The organism is Streptomyces sp. GLSS-08 (assembly GCF_056387915.1).
On the sequence record NZ_JBWJAQ010000029.1, the window covers coordinates 42,119 to 66,641 of the forward strand.

The 24,523-nt window shown below is 67.9% G+C and carries 20 protein-coding genes; 10 read left to right on the plus strand and 10 right to left on the minus strand.

Annotated elements, in window-relative coordinates:
- The first annotated feature begins 63 nt into the window (after positions 1 to 63).
- On the plus strand, positions 64 to 366 hold the full coding sequence (locus AC0ZLC_RS31965) for a WXG100 family type VII secretion target (RefSeq protein WP_358854447.1): 303 nt from the start codon (positions 64 to 66) through the stop codon (positions 364 to 366).
- 128 nt (positions 367 to 494) lie between these two features.
- On the opposite strand, the gene AC0ZLC_RS31970 is transcribed toward AC0ZLC_RS31965, so the two are convergent.
- The 7 genes from AC0ZLC_RS31970 to eccCa form a co-directional block, all read right to left on the minus strand.
- Positions 495 to 665: a hypothetical protein gene (locus AC0ZLC_RS31970; RefSeq protein WP_476755432.1), complete on the minus strand. Its 171-nt coding sequence runs from the start codon at positions 663 to 665 to the stop codon at positions 495 to 497.
- A gap of 72 nt (positions 666 to 737) precedes the next feature.
- Positions 738 to 1,172, minus strand: a complete 435-nt coding sequence (locus AC0ZLC_RS31975) for a hypothetical protein (protein ID WP_476755433.1) — start codon at positions 1,170 to 1,172, stop codon at positions 738 to 740.
- Positions 1,173 to 1,317: 145 nt separating this feature from the next.
- Positions 1,318 to 3,618, minus strand: coding sequence for a hypothetical protein (locus tag AC0ZLC_RS31980; RefSeq protein WP_476755434.1), 2,301 nt, complete (start codon positions 3,616 to 3,618; stop codon positions 1,318 to 1,320).
- On the minus strand, positions 3,618 to 4,328 hold the full coding sequence (locus AC0ZLC_RS31985; RefSeq protein WP_476755435.1) for a hypothetical protein: 711 nt from the start codon (positions 4,326 to 4,328) through the stop codon (positions 3,618 to 3,620). The genes AC0ZLC_RS31980 and AC0ZLC_RS31985 overlap by 1 nt, the downstream gene beginning before the upstream one ends.
- Positions 4,329 to 4,331: 3 nt before the next feature.
- Positions 4,332 to 6,608 (minus strand): hypothetical protein, encoded by a 2,277-nt coding sequence (locus AC0ZLC_RS31990; RefSeq protein ID WP_476755436.1) that lies wholly within the window; start codon positions 6,606 to 6,608, stop codon positions 4,332 to 4,334.
- Positions 6,608 to 7,129 (minus strand): hypothetical protein, encoded by a 522-nt coding sequence (locus AC0ZLC_RS31995; protein WP_476755437.1) that lies wholly within the window; start codon positions 7,127 to 7,129, stop codon positions 6,608 to 6,610. The genes AC0ZLC_RS31990 and AC0ZLC_RS31995 overlap by 1 nt, the downstream gene beginning before the upstream one ends.
- A 186-nt stretch (positions 7,130 to 7,315) precedes the next feature.
- Positions 7,316 to 11,278 carry a type VII secretion protein EccCa gene (gene eccCa / locus AC0ZLC_RS32000; RefSeq protein ID WP_476755438.1) on the minus strand — a complete coding sequence of 1,321 codons (3,963 nt, stop codon included), beginning with the start codon at positions 11,276 to 11,278 and terminating at the stop codon, positions 7,316 to 7,318.
- A gap of 322 nt (positions 11,279 to 11,600) precedes the next feature.
- On the opposite strand from eccCa, the gene eccD reads away from it, so the two are divergent.
- Positions 11,601 to 13,109, plus strand: coding sequence for a type VII secretion integral membrane protein EccD (gene eccD, locus AC0ZLC_RS32005; RefSeq protein ID WP_476755449.1), 1,509 nt, complete (start codon positions 11,601 to 11,603; stop codon positions 13,107 to 13,109).
- Between the two features lie 151 nt (positions 13,110 to 13,260).
- On the opposite strand, the gene AC0ZLC_RS32010 is transcribed toward eccD, so the two are convergent.
- On the minus strand, positions 13,261 to 13,563 hold the full coding sequence (locus AC0ZLC_RS32010) for a DUF397 domain-containing protein (RefSeq protein WP_476755439.1): 303 nt from the start codon (positions 13,561 to 13,563) through the stop codon (positions 13,261 to 13,263).
- A 265-nt stretch (positions 13,564 to 13,828) separates the two neighbouring features.
- Between AC0ZLC_RS32010 and rpsO the strand changes: the two genes are divergently transcribed.
- The 5 genes from rpsO to AC0ZLC_RS32035 all read left to right on the plus strand — a co-directional run bounded on the left by rpsO (position 13,829) and on the right by AC0ZLC_RS32035 (position 19,322).
- Positions 13,829 to 14,116 carry a 30S ribosomal protein S15 gene (gene rpsO, locus AC0ZLC_RS32015; RefSeq protein ID WP_057579463.1) on the plus strand — a complete coding sequence of 96 codons (288 nt, stop codon included), beginning with the start codon at positions 13,829 to 13,831 and terminating at the stop codon, positions 14,114 to 14,116.
- Between the two features lie 334 nt (positions 14,117 to 14,450).
- Positions 14,451 to 16,667, plus strand: a complete 2,217-nt coding sequence (locus tag AC0ZLC_RS32020; protein ID WP_476755440.1) for a polyribonucleotide nucleotidyltransferase — start codon at positions 14,451 to 14,453, stop codon at positions 16,665 to 16,667.
- On the plus strand, positions 16,664 to 18,043 hold the full coding sequence (locus tag AC0ZLC_RS32025) for a M16 family metallopeptidase (protein ID WP_476755441.1): 1,380 nt from the start codon (positions 16,664 to 16,666) through the stop codon (positions 18,041 to 18,043). The genes AC0ZLC_RS32020 and AC0ZLC_RS32025 overlap by 4 nt, the downstream gene beginning before the upstream one ends.
- Before the next feature lie 26 nt (positions 18,044 to 18,069).
- Positions 18,070 to 18,822 carry a 4-hydroxy-tetrahydrodipicolinate reductase gene (gene dapB / locus AC0ZLC_RS32030; protein WP_476755442.1) on the plus strand — a complete coding sequence of 251 codons (753 nt, stop codon included), beginning with the start codon at positions 18,070 to 18,072 and terminating at the stop codon, positions 18,820 to 18,822.
- 35 nt (positions 18,823 to 18,857) lie between these two features.
- Complete coding sequence (locus AC0ZLC_RS32035; protein WP_476755443.1) at positions 18,858 to 19,322, plus strand: hypothetical protein; 465 nt, start codon at positions 18,858 to 18,860, stop codon at positions 19,320 to 19,322.
- A gap of 78 nt (positions 19,323 to 19,400) precedes the next feature.
- Here AC0ZLC_RS32035 and AC0ZLC_RS32040 read toward each other — a convergent pair whose 3' ends face one another.
- Together AC0ZLC_RS32040 and AC0ZLC_RS32045 are read right to left on the minus strand one after the other, a co-directional pair.
- Positions 19,401 to 19,958, minus strand: a complete 558-nt coding sequence (locus AC0ZLC_RS32040) for a PH domain-containing protein (protein ID WP_476755444.1) — start codon at positions 19,956 to 19,958, stop codon at positions 19,401 to 19,403.
- Positions 19,959 to 20,088: 130 nt separating this feature from the next.
- Positions 20,089 to 20,328, minus strand: coding sequence for a hypothetical protein (locus tag AC0ZLC_RS32045; RefSeq protein ID WP_476755445.1), 240 nt, complete (start codon positions 20,326 to 20,328; stop codon positions 20,089 to 20,091).
- 178 nt (positions 20,329 to 20,506) lie between these two features.
- Here AC0ZLC_RS32045 and thyX point away from each other — a divergent pair, with 178 nt between their 5' ends.
- From thyX to AC0ZLC_RS32060, 3 genes are all read left to right on the plus strand, one after another.
- Positions 20,507 to 21,247 (plus strand): FAD-dependent thymidylate synthase, encoded by a 741-nt coding sequence (gene thyX, locus AC0ZLC_RS32050; RefSeq protein WP_476755446.1) that lies wholly within the window; start codon positions 20,507 to 20,509, stop codon positions 21,245 to 21,247.
- A gap of 209 nt (positions 21,248 to 21,456) precedes the next feature.
- Positions 21,457 to 22,356: a 4-hydroxy-tetrahydrodipicolinate synthase gene (gene dapA / locus AC0ZLC_RS32055; protein WP_476755447.1), complete on the plus strand. Its 900-nt coding sequence runs from the start codon at positions 21,457 to 21,459 to the stop codon at positions 22,354 to 22,356.
- A 135-nt stretch (positions 22,357 to 22,491) separates the two neighbouring features.
- Positions 22,492 to 24,177, plus strand: a complete 1,686-nt coding sequence (locus tag AC0ZLC_RS32060) for a ribonuclease J (protein ID WP_476755448.1) — start codon at positions 22,492 to 22,494, stop codon at positions 24,175 to 24,177.
- Positions 24,178 to 24,523: the final 346 nt, after the last annotated feature.

Consider the following 24,523-nt stretch of genomic DNA (forward strand, 5'->3'; position numbering starts at 1 on the left):
AGTGCCGCCTCGGACACCCGAGGCCGGATCCGTCGATGCACAACATGAAGGAGTGGAGTGAGTATGGCCGGCAACAGCCACGATGAACTCGTAGTCAAGTACGGGGCGCTTGACGCAGCCGCGACCGAGATCGGCAACCAGGCCAAGCAGCTCGAGCAGGACCTGGAAGAGATCAAGAAGATGGTCGCCAGTGTCGCCTCGGGCTGGGAGGGCGACGCGCACGACATGTACAAGCAGCAACAGGCCCTGTGGGACAAGGAAGCCCGGGACATCCACCAGGCCCTGGTCTCCATCGCGCAGGTCGTCGGCCGCGCCGGCGGTGACTACATGGGCGGCGACAAGAAGGCCGCCAGCTACTACGCGTAGCGCTGATGCGCACAGGTCACCGGGGTGGGCGCGCGCGGGAGGCGCCCACCCCGAACTGTGCCCGAGCGCTCTGCCCGGTCTGGTCCTCGCGGGAGGGGGCGGGCGCCCTCCCGCCATCACGCCAGGCGTCAAGCACCGCTCATACGTGCCGACGCCGTCTCGCCGTCCTGAACCTGGCGCGCGCGTTTCGCGAACGTGGTGACGGCCTCGGTCATCAGCTCATTGTTCAGGTCGACGCCGGCGGCTGCTTCCCGCATGGTCAACAACAGTGCGCTACCGACGCGCACTTGAATCATCACACTTTTCGACCCCTTGTCGAGGTGGAGGCGACACGAGCTGAATCTCGGCGATGCCGGTGAGCGCAGTGACTCCTACTGGGAACCTGCTGTGCACTCGGCTGACTCTTCGACATTCTTGGTGTAGGAGACGATGAGGCGCTTCATGGCCTCAACGTCCCTGCGCTTCGACCCCTCTGCCTGTACGGCGGTGTACAACTCCTGTCCGTGCTCCTTGTCGATGCAGCCGCGAGTCTTCCCGAAGGCCTCGTTGTCCGAGTATCGGAACCTACCGTCGGCTGAAGATCCCTCGGGCGCGTCAAGAGTCTGGCCGGCCGCGAAATAGGCTGTCGTTTTGCCTCTTTCGAGCCAGGCCTGCGTAGTGGAAACGACGAGCTTTTTGTCAACGAGGACCTCGCATCCCTCGACTGCCGTGTGGGAATCATCCCTCACGGTGATCTCTTCTCCGGGAGGGAGGAAACGGGCGAGCTCGTCGGAGGAGATGGTCGTTCCGCACAGCTCGTGAGGCACGGCATATTCGCGATTCTCCGTGTCTCCGCTGCACCCAGTGGCCGTAAGGGACAGAGCGGCGAACGCGGCAGAGGTAACCAAAAGAGGAAGTCCCGCAGCGTCTCGACGATGGCTCATCGCGTTTCTCTTCCAATGCTCGACTTGGTCAGGAGTAAGCGATACTTCCCGGAGCCTGGCCTTCCAGAATGGCCCGTGCATTGACATAACCTTGGCGTCCTGCCTCCCGCGCCCAGGTAGAAGCGTCGCCGGCATCGACCGAGCGGTGTTCCTCCGCTGCGAGACGAGCAGCCTGCCCGGAGACCTCTGCGTTCCTCATCAGGCCGTCCTGCCAACGCTCACCCATCGTCTTCTGGACGTCATCCAGAGCATGCCCTTCCGCATCTTTGAAGACAGACTCCAGAATTACGCTGGTCACGGTGCCGGCGCCGCCACCAACTGCCGCTCCGACCCAAGGGGTCGCGACGAACGACGTGCCCACTCCGACGACTGTGCCAACACCACCGGAGATGAGGTTCTTGTACTGGGACACGGATTGCTCGTAATCCTTGTCCTTGTCGGAGGCTTCCTCTCCGATGGCTTCCTGACGGCCGAGCCCGAGGGTGCCGGAGACTTCGCCGGACCTCCCCGCGATCTGCCGGACTACGAGTTCCTCGTCCTCGGATACGCGTTGGCCTGTCGGCAGGTCCGGATCCAAGTGGTAGTCCATCAGCTTGGCCATGTACGCCTTCTGGCCGACCTCGACCGCGGCATATCCCTCTTCATTCTGTCCGACAGCGAAGAGGAGCTTGGTGATGTCCGTATGCTGGAGTTCGGCCTCCGAGCCGGCGACTGGGTAGAGCTTCTCGATGTCTCGCCAGTCGTCCGAGTGCGGGTCTCGTTGCACGTCACTCATGCCTCTGTTGATGTCAGGCAGATATTCTGACGTGATCTGACCGACACTGTCGGTCATGTACCCATACTTAGTCAGGCGCTCGGGATCGTCTGCAATCGATGCCACCAGGCTCTCCATGAGCTTGGCCTGTTCCAGGTCGTGTGGAGGCGTGTCCGCCGTAGGCAGCTCACCGGCAGGATGCCCCGTGGTCGCCGCCTCCAGAGCCAGCGCCAGATTGTTGCGCCCCTCGATGCTGTCGTCACCCTTGTCGTTGTGGTCCGGCGGCCAGTCCCGCTCCTCGAAGAGGTAGTCGAAGTTGGACAGGGACTTCTTGACGTCCTTGCCGTCCTTCTTCTCGGTGAAGTCGTGGTCCTCGTCCTTGGTGACGAAGTCGTCGTTGAAGAACTCGGTCGCCGCGTCGGGGCTGTTCGACAGTGCTTTCAGATAGCCGGTCATCGGGTCCCAGCCGGAGTCCGTGCCGGTGCGGTTGATGAGCGAGCTCACGCCCATGTCCATGCGCACCCAGGCCCCGTGACGGCCGTTGCCCGGGAACTTCTTCTCCGTCGCGACCAGCTTGTCGCCGTAGTCGACCAGGAACCTGTCGTCGTAGTCGCCCCACCGCATCAGGTTGGACATGACCTGCGCACCGAGGGGGAAACCGCCGCCCCGGCCGACAGGCTTGTCGGCGAGGTCGAGCATGCCGCTCTTCCACTCGGTCATGGCACCCGTGTCGCTCTGTGTGGCGTTGGCCAGAGTGAGGCTCAGACTTTTCTGCAGATCGTCGTACTGGTCCACCCGCTTGCTGCCCACCGCATAGGCGCTGTGCACGTCGTTGAGCCCGGTCCAGAAGTCGAGCGTCCCCCTCGGCCCGAGCTTCGTGGTGAACTCCTCGGCGAACAGGTCGTCGTTCGCGTACTTCTTCAGGCCGGCGTTGAGCCGGTCGAAATCGGCGACGCTGAGGTCCTCCGGTTTCTTCTTCGCCAGTTCGGCCAGCTCATCGGCTTTCTTTATGGCGTCGGCGGCGGCGTTCCGGTTGGCGTAGCTCGCGTCGGAGAAGCCGAGTCGGCTCTGGTCGGCCAGCGCTTGCAGGACCTTGTTGGCGGAGGTGTCGCTCTCCGTCGCGTCGTCGAGGATCTTCTGGATCTCATCGCGCAGCCCGGTGACATCGCTGGCGTCGTGTTCGGGCGTATTGCCACGGTCAGGATGGACGTGGGTGGCCACCGTGAACCCGCCACCCGCGGTGGCCGTGACCGTCAGGTTCTTCTTCAGGCCGCGTGCGATGGCGTCTTCGAGCTTGCCCTTGTGGTTCTTCAGTTCGCCGAGGGTGTCCCGGAGGATGTTTCTGATGGAGGTCGCCTGGGTGTGGGCGTCCTCGAACTCGCCGGCTGTCTTGCCGACGAACTCCTTGGAGACGGTGGCGTTCTCGCCGGTCCAGTCGGCCTTGTTGGCGGCGCCTCTGAGGCCCTTGTCGGCGGACGCCTTGAGTTCGTCGAGGTCACCGATCATCGTGGTCCAGTCGGTGACCGCATCTTCGAGCAGCTTGAAGTCGGCGAAGCGGAGCGCGTCGAGGTCCATCACTCGCCCTTCTTGTCCTTCATCTCGGCTACTTCATCCGGCAACCGGGCCTCATTTTCGCACTTCAACTGCGCGGCTATGTGACGAGCAACAGAGTTGAGGATGTTCATGCGGTCACTGCTGACGAAGTTTCCTTTCAGCTTGCTCTCCGTACTGAACATGCCAGCATTTACATATTCGGTTGGCCTCCCGCCTCTGCTCGATTTGCAGCGGAAGTAGAGAGAAGTCGAGTTTTTTCCTTTTGTGTTTGCGTAGACTCCGATGTCATACCAAGTCGTATCGCGCGCTTGACTCTGATCCGCCTTTTCGGGTCGAGGGTATTGCTGTGCTGCCTTGAAATCCAGTTGAATCAGCGGAATTCCGCTGTCGTCACTGGCTTTGTATATCGTGCATCTGCTGCGTTTGTTCGTTTCGTCGTGAAGATGTGTGGCGGCCCGCTTGAGGCTGAACTTGTTGGGCTCGCCCGCGTCGGTTTTTCCTGTAAGTTCAGTGAACTTGTCGGCTCCTGCGAGCCTGCGCAGAGAGTCGGCGGCTGATTTGCTGAGCGTGCCGTCGCAGATCTGGCCGGCTGGATGTCCGCGAATATTTTTTCCGGTTCCCTCTGAGCATCCGGAAAGAGTCAACGCGCAGGTTATTCCCACTGCAAGCCATCGACGTTGCACCGCGAGTGCTTTTCTGGGCTCGCCTACAGAGCCGTAGAATTGCTTCATCGATCAGTCCTTGTATGGGGGAAGGCCACGCGCGTCATCCTCATCTGAACCCGTCGAAAGGTACGTGGTTCTCAACTGTCGGGCAACATCATCAGAATCGGCTCTTCCGCGGTACTTTGCGAAGTCTTCAAAGTACGCTTCATAGCTCTTGCCCAGCGTGTCCGCGCCCTTGTTGTAGAACTCCTGACTCGTCAATTGAGATTGCTCGATATGGTCCTGTTCGGCGTCATCAACCGCCTTGTCGGTCTCCTGACCAATAAAGGTGCTCACCGCTTCCCCTGTCAGGTCGGCTGCGATGGGGGCGATCGCGACGCCGGCGTATTGAGCTCCGGGCAGGGGGAGGAAGGCGATTCCTGTTCCGACGGCGGCACCCGCCAAGTACTTTCCCCACTCAGCTGATCTGCCGAGCGACTTGTTCGCGTCCTCCGAGCCTTGTTTGAAGTCGGACTCGGCTTGTTGCACTCGCGAGTGATCCAAGATTCCGCGCGCTTCCGCCTCCATGAACAGGGCATCCTTGCCGTGCTCATAGTTCGACTGGTCGGTGGGCGGATTGGAGTCGAGCAGACTTAGTGTGTACAGATGCTGGCCTGCTGTCACAATGCCATGAGAGGTCTCGTTCTGCCCCAGCACGCTGAGAAAGTTGATGGCGCCCTGGTTTCCGAAGTCAGCCCGACCGGGATACATGGCGGGGAAGTCGTCGGCACTTCTGCCGTGATCGCCGATTCCCGACAGGCTATAGTTGATGTCGTCGATGTAGGCGGACCCCATTTTGCCAAGACTGTCAGCCAGTTCAGGCTGCTCGTGCAGTGTCTGCGAGCCGTCCTTGTCGCTGAACAGATAGGCAACTTGTTCCATGACGCGTGCAGTCGCAGCGGTACGGCGGTCTCCGTCGCCGGAAACCATCGGATCCTCGCCAGTCGACGCGTCGTAGGCGTAGCCAGTCGTTGCGGATTCGAGGGCATGACCCAGAGCGTCTCGTCCCGCTACGGCCCTGCTGTTTCCGCCGTCCTGCGCGGGGTCAGGGGACCAATGGCGGTCGAGCAAGTATTCAAGATTGTCGTTCACTTTGGAGTGGCTGCCAATTTTGCCGCTCGCCCTATCAGGCGCGGCGAAGAACTCCGTTGAGGCGCCAGGGTTATGTCCAAGTGCCTCCAAAAAACCAGTCATGGGGTCCCAGCCGCCATCAGACTTCGTGCGGTTGAGGAAGGGGGCAGCGCCCGGATGCTGCCATGCGCCATGTTTCCCGTCCCCGGTGAACTTTTTGTCCGTTTCGACGAGCTTGCGGCCATAGTCATTCAGGAACTGGTCGTCATAGTCGCCCCACCGCATGAGGTTGCTCATGACCTGAACGCCCAAGGGAAATCCGCCATTCCGGGAGAGTGGCTTGTCCCCGAGGTCCACCACTTGGCTCTTCCATTCCGTCATGGCCGCGGTGTCGCTGTGGCTTGCCGTGGCGAGAGTGAGGGATAGGTGCCTTTGTAGACTGTCGAGCTGTTCGCGGCGTGCACGATACACCTCGGGATTAATTCCTGGTTCACTGAGGTTCGTCCAGAACTGGAGCGTTCCCTCGGCGCCGAGCTTCGTGGTGAACTCCTCGGCGAACAGGTCGTCGTTCGCGTACTTCTTCAGGCCGGCGTTGAGCCGGTCGAAATCCGCGACGCTGAGATCTTCCGGTTTCTTCTTCGCCAGTTCGGCCAGCTCATCGGCTTTCTTTATGGCGTCGGCGGCGGCGTTCCGGTTGGCGTAGCTCGCGTCGGAGAAGCCGAGTCGGCTCTGGTCGGCCAGCGCTTGCAGGACCTTGTTGGCGGAGGTGTCGCTCTCCGTCGCGTCGTCGAGGATCTTCTGGATCTCATCGCGCAGCCCGGTGACATCGCTGGCGTCGTGTTCGGGCGTATTGCCACGGTCAGGATGGACGTGGGTGGCCACCGTGAACCCGCCACCCGCGGTGGCCGTGACCGTCAGGTTCTTCTTCAGGCCGCGTGCGATGGCGTCTTCGAGCTTGCCCTTGTGGTTCTTCAGTTCGCCGAGGGTGTCCCGGAGGATGTTTCTGATGGAGGTCGCCTGGGTGTGGGCGTCCTCGAACTCGCCGGCTGTCTTGCCGACGAACTCCTTGGAGACGGTGGCGTTCTCGCCGGTCCAGTCGGCCTTGTTGGCGGCGCCTCTGAGGCCCTTGTCGGCGGACGCCTTGAGTTCGTCGAGGTCACCGATCATCGTGGTCCAGTCGGTGACCGCATCTTCGAGCAGCTTGAAGTCGGCGAAGCGGAGCGCGTCGAGGTCCATCACTCGCCCTTCTTGTCCTTCTTCTCGTCCTTGTCGGCGTAGGCGGGGTTCCTGTCGCCCGGAGCACCGACGCGTTCGTCGAAGCCCTGGTCCAGAACGTCGATGCTGCTCATCTGGCGCCGGATGTAGTGGTCGTCGCCGGTGTGGAGTTTCTTGGTGACCTGCATGTGGTTCGAGATGTGGGCGCACGCGTCCCGCAGGGACGACAGCTGCTCGTCCCAGCGGGTGGAGACGTGCTGGAGCCCACCACCGAGGGCGAAACCCTGCTTGGTCAGGTCACCGGCGGCCTTGTCACTGCTCGGGACGGCCCGGCGGCCCTTGTTCCACAGGTCGTTGTACAGCGTGAACGCATGCTCGCCGATCTTCGCCAGGTCGCCCTGATGCACGGTGAGGTCGCCGTACTGGCCGGGATCCGTGACATGGCCGCCACCGCCGCCCGGCTCCAGCTGATTGAGCTGCATGTGGGCCGACTGACGCTCGGCCGCCTGCGACTTCAGCTGTTCCCACTCGTCCCACGCCATGCGCGAACCCTTCCCCGTGTCCCCGTCGAGCCCGTGTCAAGGACGGGCCCGTTCCGCCAACGACCAACCGGTCGGATCCGCACGCCCGACGCAAGAGCCTCCACGGACCCGACCACCCTCTCCACGGACCCGACCACCCTCTCTCCGCAACCCGAAGTACCCGACACCCGAGCCCACCGAGCCCCGTCAGTACTCGCCCGCGACCAACCCCGTCTGCACCAGGGGCTTTCCGCGTCGGCGGGAGACGAAGACCCCCCGGCCCACCGGCATCGGCCGGGGACGCACCCCGCCGAGGATGTCCCCCTCGCCCGGGTCACCGGCCATCACGACACCCTGCGCGCCCAGTTCCTTCATGCGCTGCATGAACGGCTCGTACGCCGCGCGCCCCGCGCCCGCCGTCGACCGCGCGACGATGAAGCGCACGCCGACGTCCCGGGCGAAGGGGAGGAGTTCCGTCAGGCCGCCCAGCGGGTTCCCGCTCGACGTGGACACCAGGTCGTAGTCGTCCACGATCACGTACACCGTCGGCCCCTGCCACCAGCTCCGGTCCCGCAGCTGCTGCGCGGTCACGTCGGCCGTGGGCGTCCGGCGCTGCATCAGGTCGGCGAGCGCGGTCATGTGGTGGTCCATGGCGTTGGACATCGGGATGTACTCCGCCAGATGCGAGGACGGGGTGACGCCGAGCAGGGACCGCCGGTTGTCGACGACGAACAGCTTGCACTCGTCGCCGGAGTAGCGCGCGGTCAGCTGCCTGATGAGCAGCCGCAGCAGGTTCGACTTGCCCGTCTCGCTCTCACCGAAGACCAGGAAGAACGGGTCCTGCTCGAAGTCGACGAAGACGGGTTCGAGATTGTCCTCGTCGAGGGCGAAGGCCACCCCGCGCCGGGGGAACCGGTCGCCCGGAGGCAGCTGCTCCGCCGGGAACTCGCGCGGCAGCAGACGCACTTCCGGCGCACCCGGCCCCTGCCAGTGACGGGCGACCTCCGTCGTCAGCGCCGCCGTGGCGTCGGCGAGGTCCGTGTCCGAGGTGAGCCCGTCGATCCGCGGAACGGCTGCCATGAAGTGCAGCTTCTGCGGCGACTGGCCGCGCCCCGGCACCCCCGTCGGGACGTTCGCCGCCACCTTGCGGTCCAGCTCCGAGTCCATCGTGTCGCCGAGCCGCAGCTCCAGGCGGTTCATCAGGTGGTCCTTCAGGTTGGACCTGACCTCCATCGACCGGGACGCGGACAGCACCACGTGGATGCCGTAGCCGAGGCCCCGCGCGGCCATGTCCAGGACGACCTGCTCCAGACCCTCGTAGTCGGTGCGGAAGTTCCCCCAGCCGTCGATGACGAGGAAGACGTCGCCCCACGGCTGCTCGGTCAGCGAGATCCCGCCGCGGCCGCGCTTGGTCCGGAACTCCGCGATGGAGGAGATGCCGGACGAGCGGAAGTACTCCTCGCGGCGCGTCATGACGCCGTACACCTCGGCGACCGTGCGGCGCACCCGCTCGGGGTCCAGCCGGGACGCGACACCGCCGACGTGCGGCAGCCCGGCGATCGCCGACAGCCCGCCACCGCCGAAGTCGAGTCCGTAGAACTGCACTTCGGCCGGGGTGTGGGTCAGGGCGAACGACGCGATCAGCGTGCGCAGCAGCGTCGACTTGCCGGACTGCGGGCCGCCGACGATCTGCATGTGGCCGGCCGCGCCGGAGAAGTCGACCCACAGCGGGTCGCGGCGCTGCTCGTACGGCTTGTCGACGAGGCCGACGGGGACGACGAGGCGTCCCGCTCCCTCGTACCCGGGCTGGGTGAGCCCCCGGCCCTCGACCGCGGTCAGACCGGGCAGCAGCCCGTCGAGCGACGGCGGGCTGTCCAGCGGCGGCAGCCACACCTGGTGCGCCGCCGGCCCCTGCGCCTCCAGCCGGCGCACGATCACGTCGAGGACGGTGTCCGCCAGCGCGTCGTCCGTGTCGGACGCCTCCGGACGCTGCTGGGGCACGGTCACGTACTGCACGGGCACCTCGGCCGCGGTGAACACCACCGGCCGCCGGTCCAGCGGCAGCGCCCCGCCGAGCGCGGCGGCCCGCGCCGAACCGGAGCGGTACACCCCGGAGACGTACGCCGCCTTGAACCGGACCATCTCGTCCGTGCCGTACTTCAGGAAACCCGATCCGGGCACGTTCGGCAGTTCGTAGGCGTCCGGCACGCCGAGAGCCGCACGCGACTCGGCGGCGGAGAACGTGCGCAGACCGACGCGGTACGACAGATACGTCTCCAGGCCGCGCAGCCGCCCCTCCTCCAGGCGCTGGGACGCCAGCAGCAGGTGCACGCCCAGCGAACGGCCGATACGGCCGATCTGCACGAACATCTCGATGAAGTCCGGCTTCGCGGTGAGCAGTTCGCTGAACTCGTCGATCACCAGGACGAGAGAGGGGATCGGCTGGAGGGGGGCGCCGGCCGCGCGCGCCTTCTCGTAGTCGTGGATGTTGGCGTAGTTGCCCGCGTCGCGCAGCATCTCCTGGCGGCGGTTGAGCTCGCCCCGGATGGAGTCGCCCATGCGGTCGACCAGCGTCAGGTCGTCCGCGAGGTTGGTGATGACGGCCGCCACGTGCGGCATCTGCGCCATGCCGGCGAAGGTGGCACCGCCCTTGAAGTCCGCGAGGACGAAGTTCAGGGTCTCCGAGGAGTGGGTGACCGCGAGGCCGAGCACCAGGGTGCGCAGCAGCTCCGACTTGCCGGAACCGGTCGCACCCACGCACAGGCCGTGCGGGCCCATGCCCTCCTGGGCGGCCTCCTTGAGGTCCAGCATCACCGGACGGCCGTCCTCGCCGACGCCGATCGGCACCCGCAGCCGCTCGGCCAGCGAACGCGGCCGCCAGGTGCGCTTGGTGTCCACCGACGCGGCGTCGCCGAGATTCAGCAGGTCGGTGAACTCCAGGTTGGCGAGCAGCGGTTCGTCGTCGTCGCCGCCCGACGCCAAGCGCAGCGGGGCGAGTTGCCGTGCCAGCGCCTCGGCCGACTCGTAGGAGAGGATGTCGGGGATCCCCTCGTAGACGACGCCGTGCCCGGACTCCAGGTGCAGCTCCTGCGGCTGTACGACGATGGACAAGTCGCCCTGGGCGCCCGCCGGGTCACCGGGCGCGACCTCGAGAACCGTGACACCTTGGAGGCCTTCGGCGGAGGCGAGGACGGAGTCGGGCAGCAGGGACAGGCCGTCGAGTACGACAACGATGTGCGGTTCATCGGTGAGCGGGGCGGCGTTCGGGTGGAAGCGGGGGCGGCCGGTCAGGCGGGTGGCGAGCAGGTCCTCGAGCTCGCGGGTGTCGCTGCCGATCAGACGGCGGCTGCCCGCGCCGTCCACCGCGCCGGGCGCCTGCACATGGGGCAGCCACTTGGCCCACTCCCAGTGCGGCAGGGCATCCCGCCCGGCCGCGACCACGATGATCAGATCCTCGGGGGAGTGCAGGGCGGCCAGCGAACCGGTCAGGGCGCGTGCCGAGGCACGTACGGACTGCGGCTCACCGCTGATGCTCACGTGGTAGAAGGCGCGCAGCGAGACCGCCATCGGCAGGTCGTCCAATGTGCTGTGGGTGGCGACGAACCGCTGCATCGCGCCCGCGGTCAACGGCTCCAGCTGATCCACGGGGCCGGTCTCGGGGGTGAGCAGGGGGGTGGCGAGGGACTGCGGGCCGAGACCGACGCGGACCTGCGCGAAGTCCTCGTCGCCCGGGCGCCGCTCCCACAGCCGGCTGCCCTCGGCGACCAGCGCCCACAGCTGCTCGGGCGAGGGGTGCAGGTAGTACTGGGCGTCGCGCTGCGTCTTCGCGGTGCCTACGGCGGCGCGCCGGGTCTGCGACAGGTAGCTCAGATAGTCGCGGCGCATGTCGGCGAGCTGGCCCTGGGAACCGCGCCGGAAGCGCACCACCATCGCGATGGACATGGCCACCGTCGAGGCGATCATCACCATGCCCATGATCTTCATGAACGGCTGCCCGCTCGTGAAGAAGAACACCACCGAGCCGCCCATGCCGAGCGTCGGCAGCAACTGCATGAGGACGCTCTCCTGATGTCCTCGCGGCAGCTCGGGCGGAGGCTGCAGGACGACCTCGTCCGTGGGCACTTCGGACGGCAGCGCCCGCGGCGGGCGCTTCACGACGATGTGGCTCACTGCTCACCAATTCCCTTGCCGGCCCCAGGGTCTTCCGCCCGCCGCCCCGTGTCAGGCGGACGCAGGCCGCCGCGTGATCCTACTGACTTCACGCGGGACCGGTGGGCGGTAGGGTGCCGGATGTTCGCGTGAGCACACACGAACCAGGCTGGAGAATCAGGGCATTTCGCGCCATGTGGAGGTGCGTTGGCCCCGCTGGTCGGCCGGACGGGCCCAGGATCGGCGCCCCGTCGGGCGATCGGCGGAGCACCCCGCGGAAACGGGCGCAGGACCTTCACAGCCCAGTTCCACAACCATCACTGAGGGGGAGCAGCAGGTGAGCATGACGGCCTCCGCGACGACCACCGGAGCCGGCGGTCCCGGTCCCGCAGCCCCTTCCGGGGCGGGCGCGGGTCTCGGTTTCTGCCGGGTCACCATCGTCGCGCCGGACAGCCGGATCGACGTGGCGCTGCCAGACGACATCCCGGTCGCGGACATCTATCCGGAGATCCTGCGGCTCTCCCGGCAGAGCCCCGCGGAGGGCGCCCCGGTCGGCTACCACCTGGTACGCCGCGACGGCACGGTCCTCGACAGCTCCCGCTCCTTCGCCGCCCAGCGCATTCTCGACGGCGAACTCCTCACGCTGCGCCCCTTCTCCGAGTCGCTGCCGCCCGCCGTCTTCGACGACGTGTCCGAGGCCGTGGCCTCCGCGGTCACCCGCGAGCGCACCCTGTGGAACGGCGACCTGACGCGCGCCGCGGGCCTCGTCGGCGGCGGTGTCCTGCCGGCGCTGCTCGCCTTCGTCGCCTGGACCGCCGACCCGCTGCACGACATGCACAGCCTGCCCGGCATCCTCGCGGCCGTCGCCGGCGTCCTCCTGGTGGTCTTTGCCGCGGTGCGCGCTCGGGTCTACGACGACCGGGCGTCCGCGATCGCGCTCGGGCTCGGCGCCCTGCCGAACACGGCGGTGGCGGGCTCCGGACTGCTGGCCCTCGCCGCCGGCCAGGGCATCGGCAAGCTCCAGTTCCTCCTCGGCTGCGCCGCGGTCCTGGTGGCCTCGGTGGTCCTCACCTTGTGCTCCCCGCGTGGCGACGGCCCGTTCGTGGCGTTCGTGTGCGCCTCCGCCATCGGTCTGATCACCGTGTTCGTGGCGCTCCTCGCGCACTGGACGCCCACGGAGACGGCCGCGCTGTGCGCGCCCGTCTCCGTGGGCGCGCTGGCCTTCCTGCCCGGCCTGTCCATGCGCTTCGCCCGCCTGCCGATCGGCTTCGACCCGCCGAACAACTCGCAGCGCAGCGCGTACGGCACCGATCCCGTGCCGCCCGAGCCGGTCGACGCCGAACGCATCCAGGCGCAGGCCCGCCGCGGCCACGAACTGCTCGTCGGCCTGGTGGGCGGCTGCGCGCTGGTGGCCGTCGCGGCCTGCGCGGTGCTCGGCTTCTCCGACGACGTGTGGGGCCGGCTGCTCGCCCTCGCGACCGGCGTCGCGCTGCTGATGCGCGCCCACCTCTTCCGCTACACCGCCCAGGTGGCGCCCATCCTCGCCGCGGGCCTCGCCGCCCTCGTCCTGCTCGGCCTCGGCCTGGCGCTGAACCCGCCGTCCGCCCTGATGCGCGACGCCCTCGCCGGGGACCGCGCGGCCCTGGACCTCCGTACGATCTGGCTCGTCGCCGTGATCGCGGCGGCGGCGGCCCTGGTCACCGCGCTCGGTCTGATCCTCCCGCGCGGGGGTCTCACCCCGTTCTGGGGCCGCTTCCTGGAGATCGCCGAGGGCTTCGTCCTGCTGACGCTGGTACCGCTGGCGCTCGCCGTCTTCGACGTGTACGCGACCGCCCGCGCCATGACCAGCTGAGGGGTCGACCGTGTGAGCGGACAACGAGAAGGGGCGGGCCGCGGGTGGGAGACCCGCGTGCCGCCCCTTCCCCCGTTCCGTCACGTCCGTGACGGAACGGGCGTCCGTACGGAACGGGCGTCCGTAGGGAACGAGTGTCCGTACGGAAGGGTCAGGACGCCGGCTCCGCGTCCACTGTGCCGCCCGGGGCCGGATCCAGGTCGAACTCCCCGTCCCGCGCCCCCAGCACGAACGCGGTCCACTCCGCCTCCGTGTACCGCAGGACCGTGTCCGGGTCCAGCGAGGACCGCATGGCCACGGCACCCGCCGGCAGATACGCGATCTCGACCCGCTCCTCGTGCTCCTCCGTACCCGGCGCGCCGTGCCACTCGACGCCCGAGATGTCGAGGGCGTAGAGCTCGTCCCTCTCGCGCTCCTTGCGGGCCCTGACGTCCTTGTCCTGTGCCTCGGCCATGGCGAAGCGACCCCTTCCCGTACGAAACGATCCGAGCGTTCACCCTAGTGGCCGCCCCCTCCGCGCCAGGGGTCCTTCCAGGACCCTGGCGAGCGCGTCCTCCCAGGCTGGTACGCTGTGTAACGGCCGTTTGTGTACGCACCCCCGGAGCCATGTGTTCTGGAGGTCGCGCCCAGCGGATCCCCGCCTCCCGAGTTACGGAAGCTCCCCTGAGATGTGGACCAGGGGCACTCGGTGGCCACCACAAAGACTACGAGGAGTACGCGTGCCGCTCGACGCCGCTACGAAGAAGCAGCTCATCAGCGAATTCGGTCAGAAGGAGGGCGACACCGGCTCCCCCGAGGTCCAGGTCGCCATGCTGTCCCGCCGGATCTCGGACCTGACCGAGCACCTGAAGACGCACAAGCACGACCACCACTCCCGTCGTGGTCTGCTGATCCTGGTCGGTCAGCGCCGCCGTCTGCTGCAGTACCTGGCCAAGAAGGACATCCAGCGCTTCCGTGCGCTGGTCGACCGCCTGGGCATCCGCCGCGGTGCGGCGGGCGCCAAGTAACACGCCGTGAAGGGAGCGGTTCCCACCTCAGGAGGGAACCGCTCCCTTTGCCGTACGTGCGGAACAACGCCGCCTCTTTGTAATGTGGTAGCACGACGCAGGACGTACGACACCACGTGACAGCGCCCGCCCGCACCGGGCAGGCCGAGGTCACACACTGAACGAGGAGAAGCGCGCCTCGCCGCCGCCGGTCCTCGGTAGTGGCCCCCGGGGAAGCAAGCCCGGGTGCTTCGATCGAAGACCGGCCCGCACCAGACGGAGCGCTTCTCCGCCACCGTCCCCCTGTCACACGGACAGGAGGGACGAAAGACGAAAAGTATCGGAGAAATTGCTAGTGGAGAACGAGACCCACTACGCCGAGGCCGTTATCGACAACGGTTCCTTCGGCACCCGCACCATCCGTTTCGAGACGGGCCGCCTGGCCAGGCAGGCCGCCGGCTCCGCCGTGGCGTACCTGGACGACGACACCATGGTGCTGTCGGCCACCACCGCCTCGAAGAACCCCAAGGACCAGCTCGACTTCTTCCCCCTCACGGTGGACGTCGAGGAGCGGATGTACGCCGCCGGCAAGATCCCCGGCAGCTTCTTCCGCCGTGAGGGCCGGCCCTCCGAGGACGCCATCCTCACCTGCCGCCTCATCGACCGTCCGCTGCGCCCGTCCTTCAAGAAGGGCCTGCGCAACGAGATCCAGGTCGTCGCGACGATCATGGCACTCAACCCCGACCACCTGTACGACGTCGTGGCGATCAACGCCGCGTCCGCGTCCACGCAGCTGGCCGGTCTGCCCTTCTCCGGCCCGATCGGCGGCGTCCGCGTCGCGCTGATCAACGGCCAGTGGGTCGCGTTCCCGACGCACACCGAACTCGAGAACGCCGTCTTCGACATGGTCGTCGCCGGTCGCACCCTCGAGGACGGCGACGTCGCGATCATGATGGTCGAGGCCGAGGCCACCGAGAAGACGATCCAGCTCGTGCAGGGTGGCGCCGAGGCGCCGACCGAGGAGGTCGTCGCCGCCGGTCTGGACGCCGCGAAGCCCTTCATCCGGGTTCTCTGCAAGGCCCAGGCCGACCTCGCCGCCAAGGCCGCGAAGCCGACCGGCGAGTTCCCCGTCTTCCTCGACTACCAGGACGACGTCCTGGAGGCGCTCACCGCCGCCGTCAAGGGCGAGCTCTCGCAGGCCCTCACCATCGCGGGCAAGCAGGAGCGCGAGGCCGAGCTGGACCGCGTCAAGGGTCTCGCCGCCGAGAAGCTGCTCCCGCAGTTCGAGGGCCGCGAGAAGGAGATCTCCGCCGCGTACCGCTCGCTGACCAAGTCCCTCGTGCGTGAGCGCGTCATCAAGGACAAGAAGCGCATCGACGGCCGCGGTGTCACCGACATCCGTACGCTGGCCGCCGAGGTCGAGGCCATCCCGCGGGTGCACGGCTCCGCGCTGTTCGAGCGTGGCGAGACCCAGATCCTGGGCGTCACCACCCTCAACATGCTCCGTATGGAGCAGCAGCTGGACACCCTCTCCCCGGTGACCCGCAAGCGCTACATGCACAACTACAACTTCCCGCCGTACTCCGTCGGCGAGACGGGCCGCGTCGGTTCGCCGAAGCGCCGCGAGATCGGCCACGGCGCCCTCGCCGAGCGCGCGATCGTGCCGGTCCTGCCGACGCGCGAGGAGTTCCCCTACGCGATCCGTCAGGTGTCCGAGGCCCTCGGCTCCAACGGTTCGACGTCCATGGGCTCCGTCTGCGCCTCCACCATGTCGCTGCTGAACGCCGGTGTGCCGCTGAAGGCCCCCGTCGCCGGTATCGCCATGGGTCTGATCTCTCAGGAGATCAACGGCGAGACGCACTACGTCGCCCTCACCGACATCCTCGGTGCGGAGGACGCCTTCGGCGACATGGACTTCAAGGTCGCCGGCACCAAGGAGTTCGTGACCGCCCTCCAGCTCGACACGAAGCTGGACGGCATCCCCGCCTCCGTCCTGGCCGCGGCCCTCAAGCAGGCCCGTGACGCCCGCCTCCACATCCTCGACGTGATGATGGAAGCGATCGACACGCCGGACGAGATGTCCCCGAACGCCCCGCGGATCATCACCGTCAAGATCCCGGTGGACAAGATCGGTGAGGTCATCGGCCCGAAGGGCAAGATGATCAACCAGATCCAGGAGGACACCGGCGCCGACATCACGATCGAGGACGACGGCACCATCTACATCGGTGCCGCCCAGGGCTCGCAGGCCGAGGCCGCCCGCGCCACGATCAACGGCATCGCCAACCCGACCATGCCGGAGGTCGGCGAGCGCTACCTGGGCACGGTCGTCAAGACGACCACCTTCGGTGCGTTCGTGTCGCTGCTCCCGGGCAAGGACGGTCTGCTGCACATCTCGCAGATCCGCAAGCTCGCCGGTGGCAAGCGCGTGGAGAACGTCGAGGACGTCGTCGGCGTGGGCCAGAAGGTCCAGGTCGAGATCGCCGAGATCGACTCCCGCGGAAAGCTCTCCCTCATCCCCGTGGTCGAGGGCGAAGAGGGCGACGACCAGAAGGACGACACCGACAAGTGACGTCGAGCAGCTCCACGGCGACGGCCCGCACCTCCTCGGAGGCGCGGGCCGTCGCCCGTACCCAAACCCCCGTCAAGGGCCGCAACGGCATCGGCACGGTCCGTAAGACGACGCTCCCCGGCGGCCTGCGCATCGTCACCGAGACCCTGCCCTCCGTACGCTCCGCCACCTTCGGCATCTGGGCGCACGTCGGCTCCCGCGACGAGACGCCCGCGCTGAACGGTGCCACGCACTACCTGGAGCACCTCCTCTTCAAGGGCACGCGGCGCCGGTCCGCCCTGGACATCTCCTCCGCCATCGACGCGGTCGGCGGCGAGATGAACGCGTTCACGGCGAAGGAGTACACGTGCTACTACGCACGCGTGCTCGACACGGACCTGCCGCTCGCCATCGACGTCGTGTGCGACATGCTCACCGGCTCGCTGATCGAGCAGGCCGACGTCGACGCCGAGCGCGGCGTGATCCTCGAAGAGATCGCCATGACCGAGGACGACCCGGGCGACTGCGTGCACGACCTGTTCGCGCACACGATGCTCGGCGACACCCCTCTCGGCCGCCCGGTCCTCGGCACGGTCGACACGGTCAACGCCCTCAGCGCCGACCGCATCCGCCGCTTCTACCGCAAGCACTACGACCCGACGCACCTCGTCGTGGCCTGCGCGGGCAACGTCGACCACAACAAGGTGGTACGCCAGGTCCGTGCCGCCTTCGAGAAGGCCGGCGCCCTCAAGGGCCCCGAGGCCACCCCGGTCGCCCCGCGCGACGGCCGGCGCACCATCCGCACCGCGGGCCGCGTCGGCCTGCTCGGCCGCAAGACCGAGCAGGCCCATGTCGTCCTCGGCATGCCGGGCCTTGCCCGTACCGACGACCGCCGCTGGGCGCTGGGCGTCCTGAACACCGCCCTGGGCGGAGGCATGTCCTCCCGACTCTTCCAGGAGATCCGCGAGAAGCGCGGCCTGGCCTACAGCGTGTACTCGTACACCACGGGCTTCGCCGACTGCGGCCTCTTCGGCGTGTACGCGGGCTGCCGCCCGAGCCAGGTGCACGACGTCCTCAAGATCTGCCGCGACGAGCTCGACCACGTCGCCGAGCACGGTCTCTCGGACGACGAGATCGGCCGGGCCGTCGGCCAGCTCCAGGGGTCCACGGTCCTCGGTCTTGAGGACACCGGCGCGCTGATGAACCGCATCGGCAAGAGCGAGCTGTGCTGGGGCGACCAGATGTCCGTCGACGACATGCTGGCCCGGATAGCGGCGGTCACCCCGGACGAGGTCCGTTCGGTCGCCCACGAGATCCTCGGACAGCGGCCCTCGTTGTCGGTCATCGGCCCGCTCAGGGACAAGCAGGCGTCCCGGCTGCACGACGCGGTCGCGTAACCCCCGTCTCAGGTAAGGAACCAAGCATGAGCAAGCTGCGCGTGGCGGTCCTCGGTGCCAAGGGCCGCATCGGGGCCGAGGCGGTGCGAGCCGTCGAGGCCGCCGAGGACATGGAGCTGGTGGCCGCGCTGGGCCGGGGCGACACGCTGGAGACGCTGACCGCGTCGGGCGCGCAGGTCGCGGTGGAGCTGACCACACCGGACTCGGTGATGGACAACCTCGACTTCTGCGTGCGCAACGGCATCCACGCCGTGGTCGGCACGACGGGCTGGACCGGGGAACGGCTCGCGCGGCTTCGGACCTGGCTGGACGGCTCGCCGGAGACGGGCGTGCTCATCGCACCCAACTTCTCCATCGGTGCCGTACTTACCATGAAGTTCGCCGAGGCCGCCGCACCGTACTTCGAGTCCGTCGAGGTCGTCGAGCTGCACCACCCGAACAAGGTGGACGCCCCCAGCGGCACCGCCACGCGCACGGCGCAGCTCATCGCCGCGGCCCGTGAGCGGGCCGGCAGCGCCGCGCAGCCGGACGCCACGACGACCGCCCTGGACGGCGCCCGCGGCGCGAACGTCGACGGGGTTCCGGTGCACGCGGTCCGCCTGCGCGGTCTGCTGGCCCACCAGGAGGTCCTGCTGGGCGCGGAGGGCGAGACCCTGACCATCCGCCACGACTCGCTGCATCACAGCAGCTTCATGCCTGGCATCCTGCTCGGCGTGCGCCGTGTCGTGAGCAGCCCGGGCCTCACCTTCGGCCTGGAGCACTTCCTGGACCTCGGCTGAGCGGCCGCCGAAGACCTTCGACAGATAGCTGAGACATGCGCGCGAAGATCACCTACGCCATCACGGCGGCCGTCCTGGTCGCCTACTTCGTGCTGGTCGGCTGGCGCGGGGTCCTCCTGATCCAGACCGGTACGGTCCTCACGGTCACCTTCGGCGTCTCCGTGCTGATCCTGCCGGTCATCGGCGTCTGGTTCCTGTGGAAGAACACCCAGTTCGTCCGCAGGGCGAACCGGCTCGCCGCCGAGCTGGACGCCGAGGGCGGCCTGCCCGTGGACGAGCTGAAGCGCACGCCGGGCGGCCGCATCGACCGCGACTCGGCCGACGAGGTCTTCGCCCGGCGCAAGGCCGAGACCGAGGACACCCCGGACGACTGGCGCAGCTGGTTCCGCCTAGCCGTCGCCTACCACGACGCCCGTGACACCCCGCGTGCCCGCAAGGCGATGCAGCGCGCGATCGCCCTGCACGAGGGCCGCCCGGTCCGCGTCCGACCGACCGTGTAGGGGGCCGGGCCGTCAGCCCGGGAGCACGACGAAGGGGCCGGCCCGCGGTGCGGGCCGGCCCCTTCGTCGTGCGGTCGCTCAGCTCGTGCGGTACTCGTCGGCCCACACCTCGACGGCGTCCGCCGCCCGGTCGAAGGCCTCCATGCGCGCCAGGAAGTCCGCGCCGTGCGTGGTGAGCAGCGGCACCAGGGCGTCCGGCGCACGGTCCCTGCGGACGAGGACCAGGGCCTGCCCCTGCACCGTGCGCGGCAGCCCGAGCCAGCGCACCGGCTGCTGCACCGTCCGCACCGCGGCGACCTGCTCCCAGGGGGCGGTGCTCGTGCGGAGGAAGCTCACCCGGCGCAGGCCGCTCGCGCTGACCCAGACACCCACCCGCAGCAGCCGCAGCGCGCACAGTATGACCAGCAGCGCCCCGCCCAGACACACGGCGGCGGCCGCCATCGTCCCGGTGAGCGCGATGATCACGGCGGCGAAGAGCACGTACGAGGCGAGCAGCAGGACGAGCGCGGCCGCACCCACCCGCCAGGGCCCGGGCCGGTACGGACGCCGCCACTGGTCGCGGTCGTCGAACGGCAGTGCGCGATCGTCCGCCGCCTCGTCAAAAGCGCGGTCCGCCGTCAGGAAGGGCAGGGGCACGACTGGTCCTCACTCGATCCACTCAGGGGCTATGCCCGGTGAGGCTATCGAGCCGGATCCCCGCTCACCACCCTTGGGGGGCCAAGGGGGTTCCCCGGATGCCGTGCGGTGCCGTGCGGAACCGGGCGGGTCAGCGCCCGTCGGAGGCCTCGGAGTGCTGCGTCGTCGGGGCCGACTGGTCCGCCGAGAGCGCGGGCATCCCGATGAGCAGGGATCCGACGAGACCCGCGACCACGGTGAGGCCGATGAGCCAGCGGCCGGCCAGCTGCCCGGCGGAGGCGCGCTCACGGGGCGGGGGAGTGACATTGCTGCGGAACTCGTCGGCTTCGGCGACGAAGGCGAACGGGACGGGCTCGCGCCGACGGAACATGGGCGGTGCTTCTCCTCTGCGGACTCGAAGGGACCTGTGTCACCCCTACAGACGTACGAACCTCCCGAAAGGTGCCCGCTTTCACCGATTTCCTCCTTGGCGGGGCACGGAAATCCCCGGGCCGGCCGGGCCGTAGAGTGGCGGCGTTCAGAGCTGTGATGGAAGGACCCTTCGAATCGTGACCGACACCCCCGCCGACGATTTCAAGATCGACATCAGGAACGACGTCGCCGTCGAGCTGGTGAAGTCCAGTGCCGCCGACTCGGACGTGTTGTTCGCCGCCCGTGTCTCGACCGTCGGGGAGCAGTCCCTCGACGAGCTGACCAAGGACCCGGAGCGCTCGAAGGGACTGATCAACTACCTCATGCGGGACCGGCACGGCAGTCCCTTCGAGCACAACTCGATGACGTTCTTCATCAGCGCCCCGATCTTCGTGTTCCGCGAGTTCATGCGGCACCGCGTGGGCTGGTCGTACAACGAGGAATCGGGCCGCTACCGGGAGCTCCAGCCGGTCTTCTACGTCCCGGACGCGTCCCGCAAGCTGGTCCAGGAGGGCCGCCCCGGGAAGTACGTCTTCGTGGACGGCACGCAGGAGCAGCGCGAGATCGCGGCGGACGCCATGCGGGAGTCGTACGCCGAGTCCTACCGGGCGTACCGGAAGATGCTCGCCGCCGGTGTGGCCCGTGAGGTGGCCCGCGCCGTCCTCCCGGTGGGCCTCTACTCGTCGATGTACGCCACGTGCAACGCACGCTCGCTGATGCACTTCCTCGGCCTGCGCACCCAGCACGAACTCGCCAAGGTCCCGTCCTTCCCGCAGCGGGAGATCGAGATGGTCGGCGAGCGGATGGAGGCGGAGTGGGCGAAGCTCATGCCGCTCACGTACGCGGCCTTCAACGCCAACGGACGCGTCGCGCCGTAACGCGCTCCCGCACGCATCCGGCACAGATGTACGCATCAGCCGGACGAAGTGTCCCGATTGCGGCATTTCTGGAAGTTCATCTAGCCTGATCAAACGGACCCGGCACTGCTTGAACCCCCGAGCAGGCAGTGCCGGGCTCCGCATTTGTCCGGACTTGTCGCCTGCCCCGAGGGCAGACCCCGCGTTGAGCAGCGAGTAGCGTGTCACCCATGGCTCCGACCTCCACTCCGCAGACCCCCTTCGGGAGGGTCCTCACCGCCATGGTCACGCCCTTCACGGCGGACGGCGCACTCGACCTCGACGGCGCGCAGCGGCTCGCCGCCCACCTGGTGGACGCAGGCAACGACGGCCTGGTCATCAACGGCACCACCGGCGAGTCCCCGACCACGAGCAACGCGGAGAAAGCCCGGCTCGTACGCGCCGTGGCCGAAGCGGTCGGCGACCGGGCGCACGTGGTCGCGGGCGTCGGCACCAACGACACCAGCCACAGCATCGAGCTCGCCCGCGACGCCGAGAAGGCCGGTGCGAGTGGCCTCCTGACCGTCACGCCGTACTACAACAAGCCCCCGCAGGAGGGTTTGTACCGGAACTTCACGGCGATCGCCGACGCGACCGAGCTGCCCGTGATGCTCTACGACATCCCCGGCCGCAGCGGCGTCCCGATCAACACCGAGACGATCGTCCGCCTCGCCGAGCACCCCCGGATCGTCGCCAACAAGGACGCCAAGGGCGACCTCGGCCGCGCCAGCTGGGCCATCGCGCGCTCCGGCCTCGCCTGGTACTCGGGCGACGACATGCTGAACCTGCCGCTGCTCTCCGTGGGCGCCGTCGGCTTCGTCTCCGTCGTCGGCCACGTCGTCACGCCGGAGCTGCGCGAACTGCTCGACGCGTACCTCTCGGGCGACGTCCAGAAGGCGACCGAGATCCACCAGAAGCTGCTCCCCGTCTTCACCGGCATGTTCCGCACCCAGGGCGTCATGACGACCAAGGCCGCGCTCGCCCTCCAGGACCTGCCCTCCGGACCGCTGCGCGCCCCCATGGTCGAGCTGTCCCCCGAGGAGACGAACCAGCTCAAGATCGATCTTGCCGCCGGCGGGGTACAGCTCTGACCACAGACTTCACAACTGAATACGTACGACCGCAGGTCACCGGCCTGCGTTCCACCCAGACAACTGCTACTGCACGAACGTCACGCGCGCCACGTGCCTTGCCGGGTACGTGGCGCGCGTGGTGAGGAGAGTCTTTTGAGTCATCCGCATCCTGAACTCGCGCCGCCGCCGAAGCTTGCCCAGGGCGGCCTGCGGGTCACCCCGCTCGGTGGTCTCGGCGAAATCGGCCGGAACATGACCGTGTTCGAGTACGACGGCCGCCTGCTGATCGTCGACTGCGGAGTGCTCTTCCCCGAGGAGGAGCAGCCCGGAATCGATCTGATCCTGCCGGACTTCACGTCCATCAGGGACCGCCTCGACGACATCGAGGGCATCGTCCTCACGCACGGCCACGAGGACCACATCGGCGGTGTCCCCTTCCTCCTGCGCGAGAAGCCGGACATCCCGCTGATCGGCTCCAAGCTGACCCTCGCCCTCATCGAGGCGAAGCTCCAGGAGCACCGCATCCGTCCGTACACGCTCGAGGTCGCCGAGGGGCACCGTGAGCGCATCGGCCCCTTCGACTGCGAGTTCGTGGCGGTCAACCACTCCATCCCGGACGCCCTCGCGGTGGCCATCCGCACCCCGGCGGGCATGGTCGTCCACACCGGCGACTTCAAGATGGACCAGCTCCCGCTGGACGGTCGCCTCACCGACCTGCACGCGTTCGCGCGGCTGAGCGAGGAAGGCATCGACCTTCTCCTCTCGGACTCGACGAACGCCGAGGTCCCGGGCTTCGTCCCGCCCGAGCGCGACATCTCGAACGTCCTGCGGCAGGTCTTCGCCGGCGCCGGCAAGCGGATCATCGTGGCGAGCTTCGCCAGTCACGTCCACCGCATCCAGCAGATCCTGGACGCGGCCCACGAGTACGGCCGCCGGGTCGCCTTCGTCGGCCGGTCGATGGTCCGCAACATGGGCATCGCCCGCGACCTGGGCTATCTGAAGGTCCCGCCGGGCCTGGTGGTGGACGTCAAGACGCTCGACGACCTCCCGGACCACGAGATCGTGCTCGTCTGCACGGGCTCGCAGGGCGAACCGATGGCCGCGCTGTCCCGCATGGCCAACCGCGACCACCAGATCCGCATCGTCCAGGGCGACACGGTGATCCTGGCGTCGTCGCTGATCCCGGGCAACGAGAACGCGGTCTACCGCGTCATCAACGGCCTGACCCGCTGGGGCGCCAACGTGGTCCACAAGGGCAACGCCAAGGTGCACGTCTCGGGCCACGCCTCCGCGGGCGAGCTGCTGTACTTCTACAACATCTGCAAGCCGCGGAACCTGATGCCGGTCCACGGCGAATGGCGCCACCTGCGCGCCAACGCCGAGCTCGGCGCCCTGACCGGAGTCCCGCACGACCGCATCGTCATCGCCGAGGACGGCGTCGTCGTCGACCTCGTCGGCGGCAAGGCCAGGATCGCCGGCAAGGTCCAGGCGGGATACGTGTACGTCGACGGCCTCTCGGTCGGCGACGTGGGCGAGACCGCGCTCAAGGACCGGCGCATCCTCGGCGACGAGGGCATCATCTCGGTCTTCATGGTGATCGACTCCAGCACGGGCAAGATCACCGCAGGTCCGCACATCCAGGCCCGCGGCTCGGGCATCGACGACAGCGCCTTCTCGGCCGTCGTCCCGAAGATCACGGAAGTCCTGGAGCGTTCGGCCCAGGACGGCGTCGTCGAGCCCCACCAGCTGCAGCAGCTCATCCGCCGCACGCTGGGCAAGTGGGTGTCGGACAACTACCGCCGGCGCCCGATGATCCTCCCGGTCGTCGTCGAGGTCTGACCTCGGCCACGTCCAACCCGGAGCGGGCGGCCCCGATTTGCATCGGGGCCGCCCGCTCCAGTACGTTTACGGCTCCGCCCGAGGGGGAACCCGACGCCACTGAGCGTTGGACCACCCCGCAGGGGCCGGAAATTCCGACTCAGAATCTCTGATAAAGTCGGAACCGCCGGAAAGGGAAACGCGAAAGCGGAAACCTGGAAAGCACCGAGGAAATCGGTACCGGAAACGGTCTGATAGAGTCGGAAACGCAAGACCGAAGGGAAGCGCCCGGAGGAAAGCCCGAGAGGGTGAGTACAAAGGAAGCGTCCGTTCCTTGAGAACTCAACAGCGTGCCAAAAATCAACGC

What these genes read in the sequence shown, in the direction of transcription:
- AC0ZLC_RS32045 (WP_476755445.1), bottom strand. Translation starts at nt 20,328, where the DNA reads ATGTTCCGTCGGCGCGAGCCCGTCCCGTTCGCCTTCGTCGCCGAAGCC.
- AC0ZLC_RS31990 (WP_476755436.1), bottom strand. Translation starts at nt 6,608, where the DNA reads ATGGACCTCGACGCGCTCCGCTTCGCCGACTTCAAGCTGCTCGAAGAT.
- AC0ZLC_RS31985 (WP_476755435.1), bottom strand. Translation starts at nt 4,328, where the DNA reads ATGAAGCAATTCTACGGCTCTGTAGGCGAGCCCAGAAAAGCACTCGCG.
- dapB (WP_476755442.1), top strand. Translation starts at nt 18,070, where the DNA reads ATGAGCAAGCTGCGCGTGGCGGTCCTCGGTGCCAAGGGCCGCATCGGG.
- AC0ZLC_RS32035 (WP_476755443.1), top strand. Translation starts at nt 18,858, where the DNA reads ATGCGCGCGAAGATCACCTACGCCATCACGGCGGCCGTCCTGGTCGCC.
- AC0ZLC_RS31995 (WP_476755437.1), bottom strand. Translation starts at nt 7,129, where the DNA reads ATGGCGTGGGACGAGTGGGAACAGCTGAAGTCGCAGGCGGCCGAGCGT.
- AC0ZLC_RS31965 (WP_358854447.1), top strand. Translation starts at nt 64, where the DNA reads ATGGCCGGCAACAGCCACGATGAACTCGTAGTCAAGTACGGGGCGCTT.
- eccD (WP_476755449.1), top strand. Translation starts at nt 11,601, where the DNA reads ATGACGGCCTCCGCGACGACCACCGGAGCCGGCGGTCCCGGTCCCGCA.
- AC0ZLC_RS31980 (WP_476755434.1), bottom strand. Translation starts at nt 3,618, where the DNA reads ATGGACCTCGACGCGCTCCGCTTCGCCGACTTCAAGCTGCTCGAAGAT.
- dapA (WP_476755447.1), top strand. Translation starts at nt 21,457, where the DNA reads ATGGCTCCGACCTCCACTCCGCAGACCCCCTTCGGGAGGGTCCTCACC.
- AC0ZLC_RS32010 (WP_476755439.1), bottom strand. Translation starts at nt 13,563, where the DNA reads ATGGCCGAGGCACAGGACAAGGACGTCAGGGCCCGCAAGGAGCGCGAG.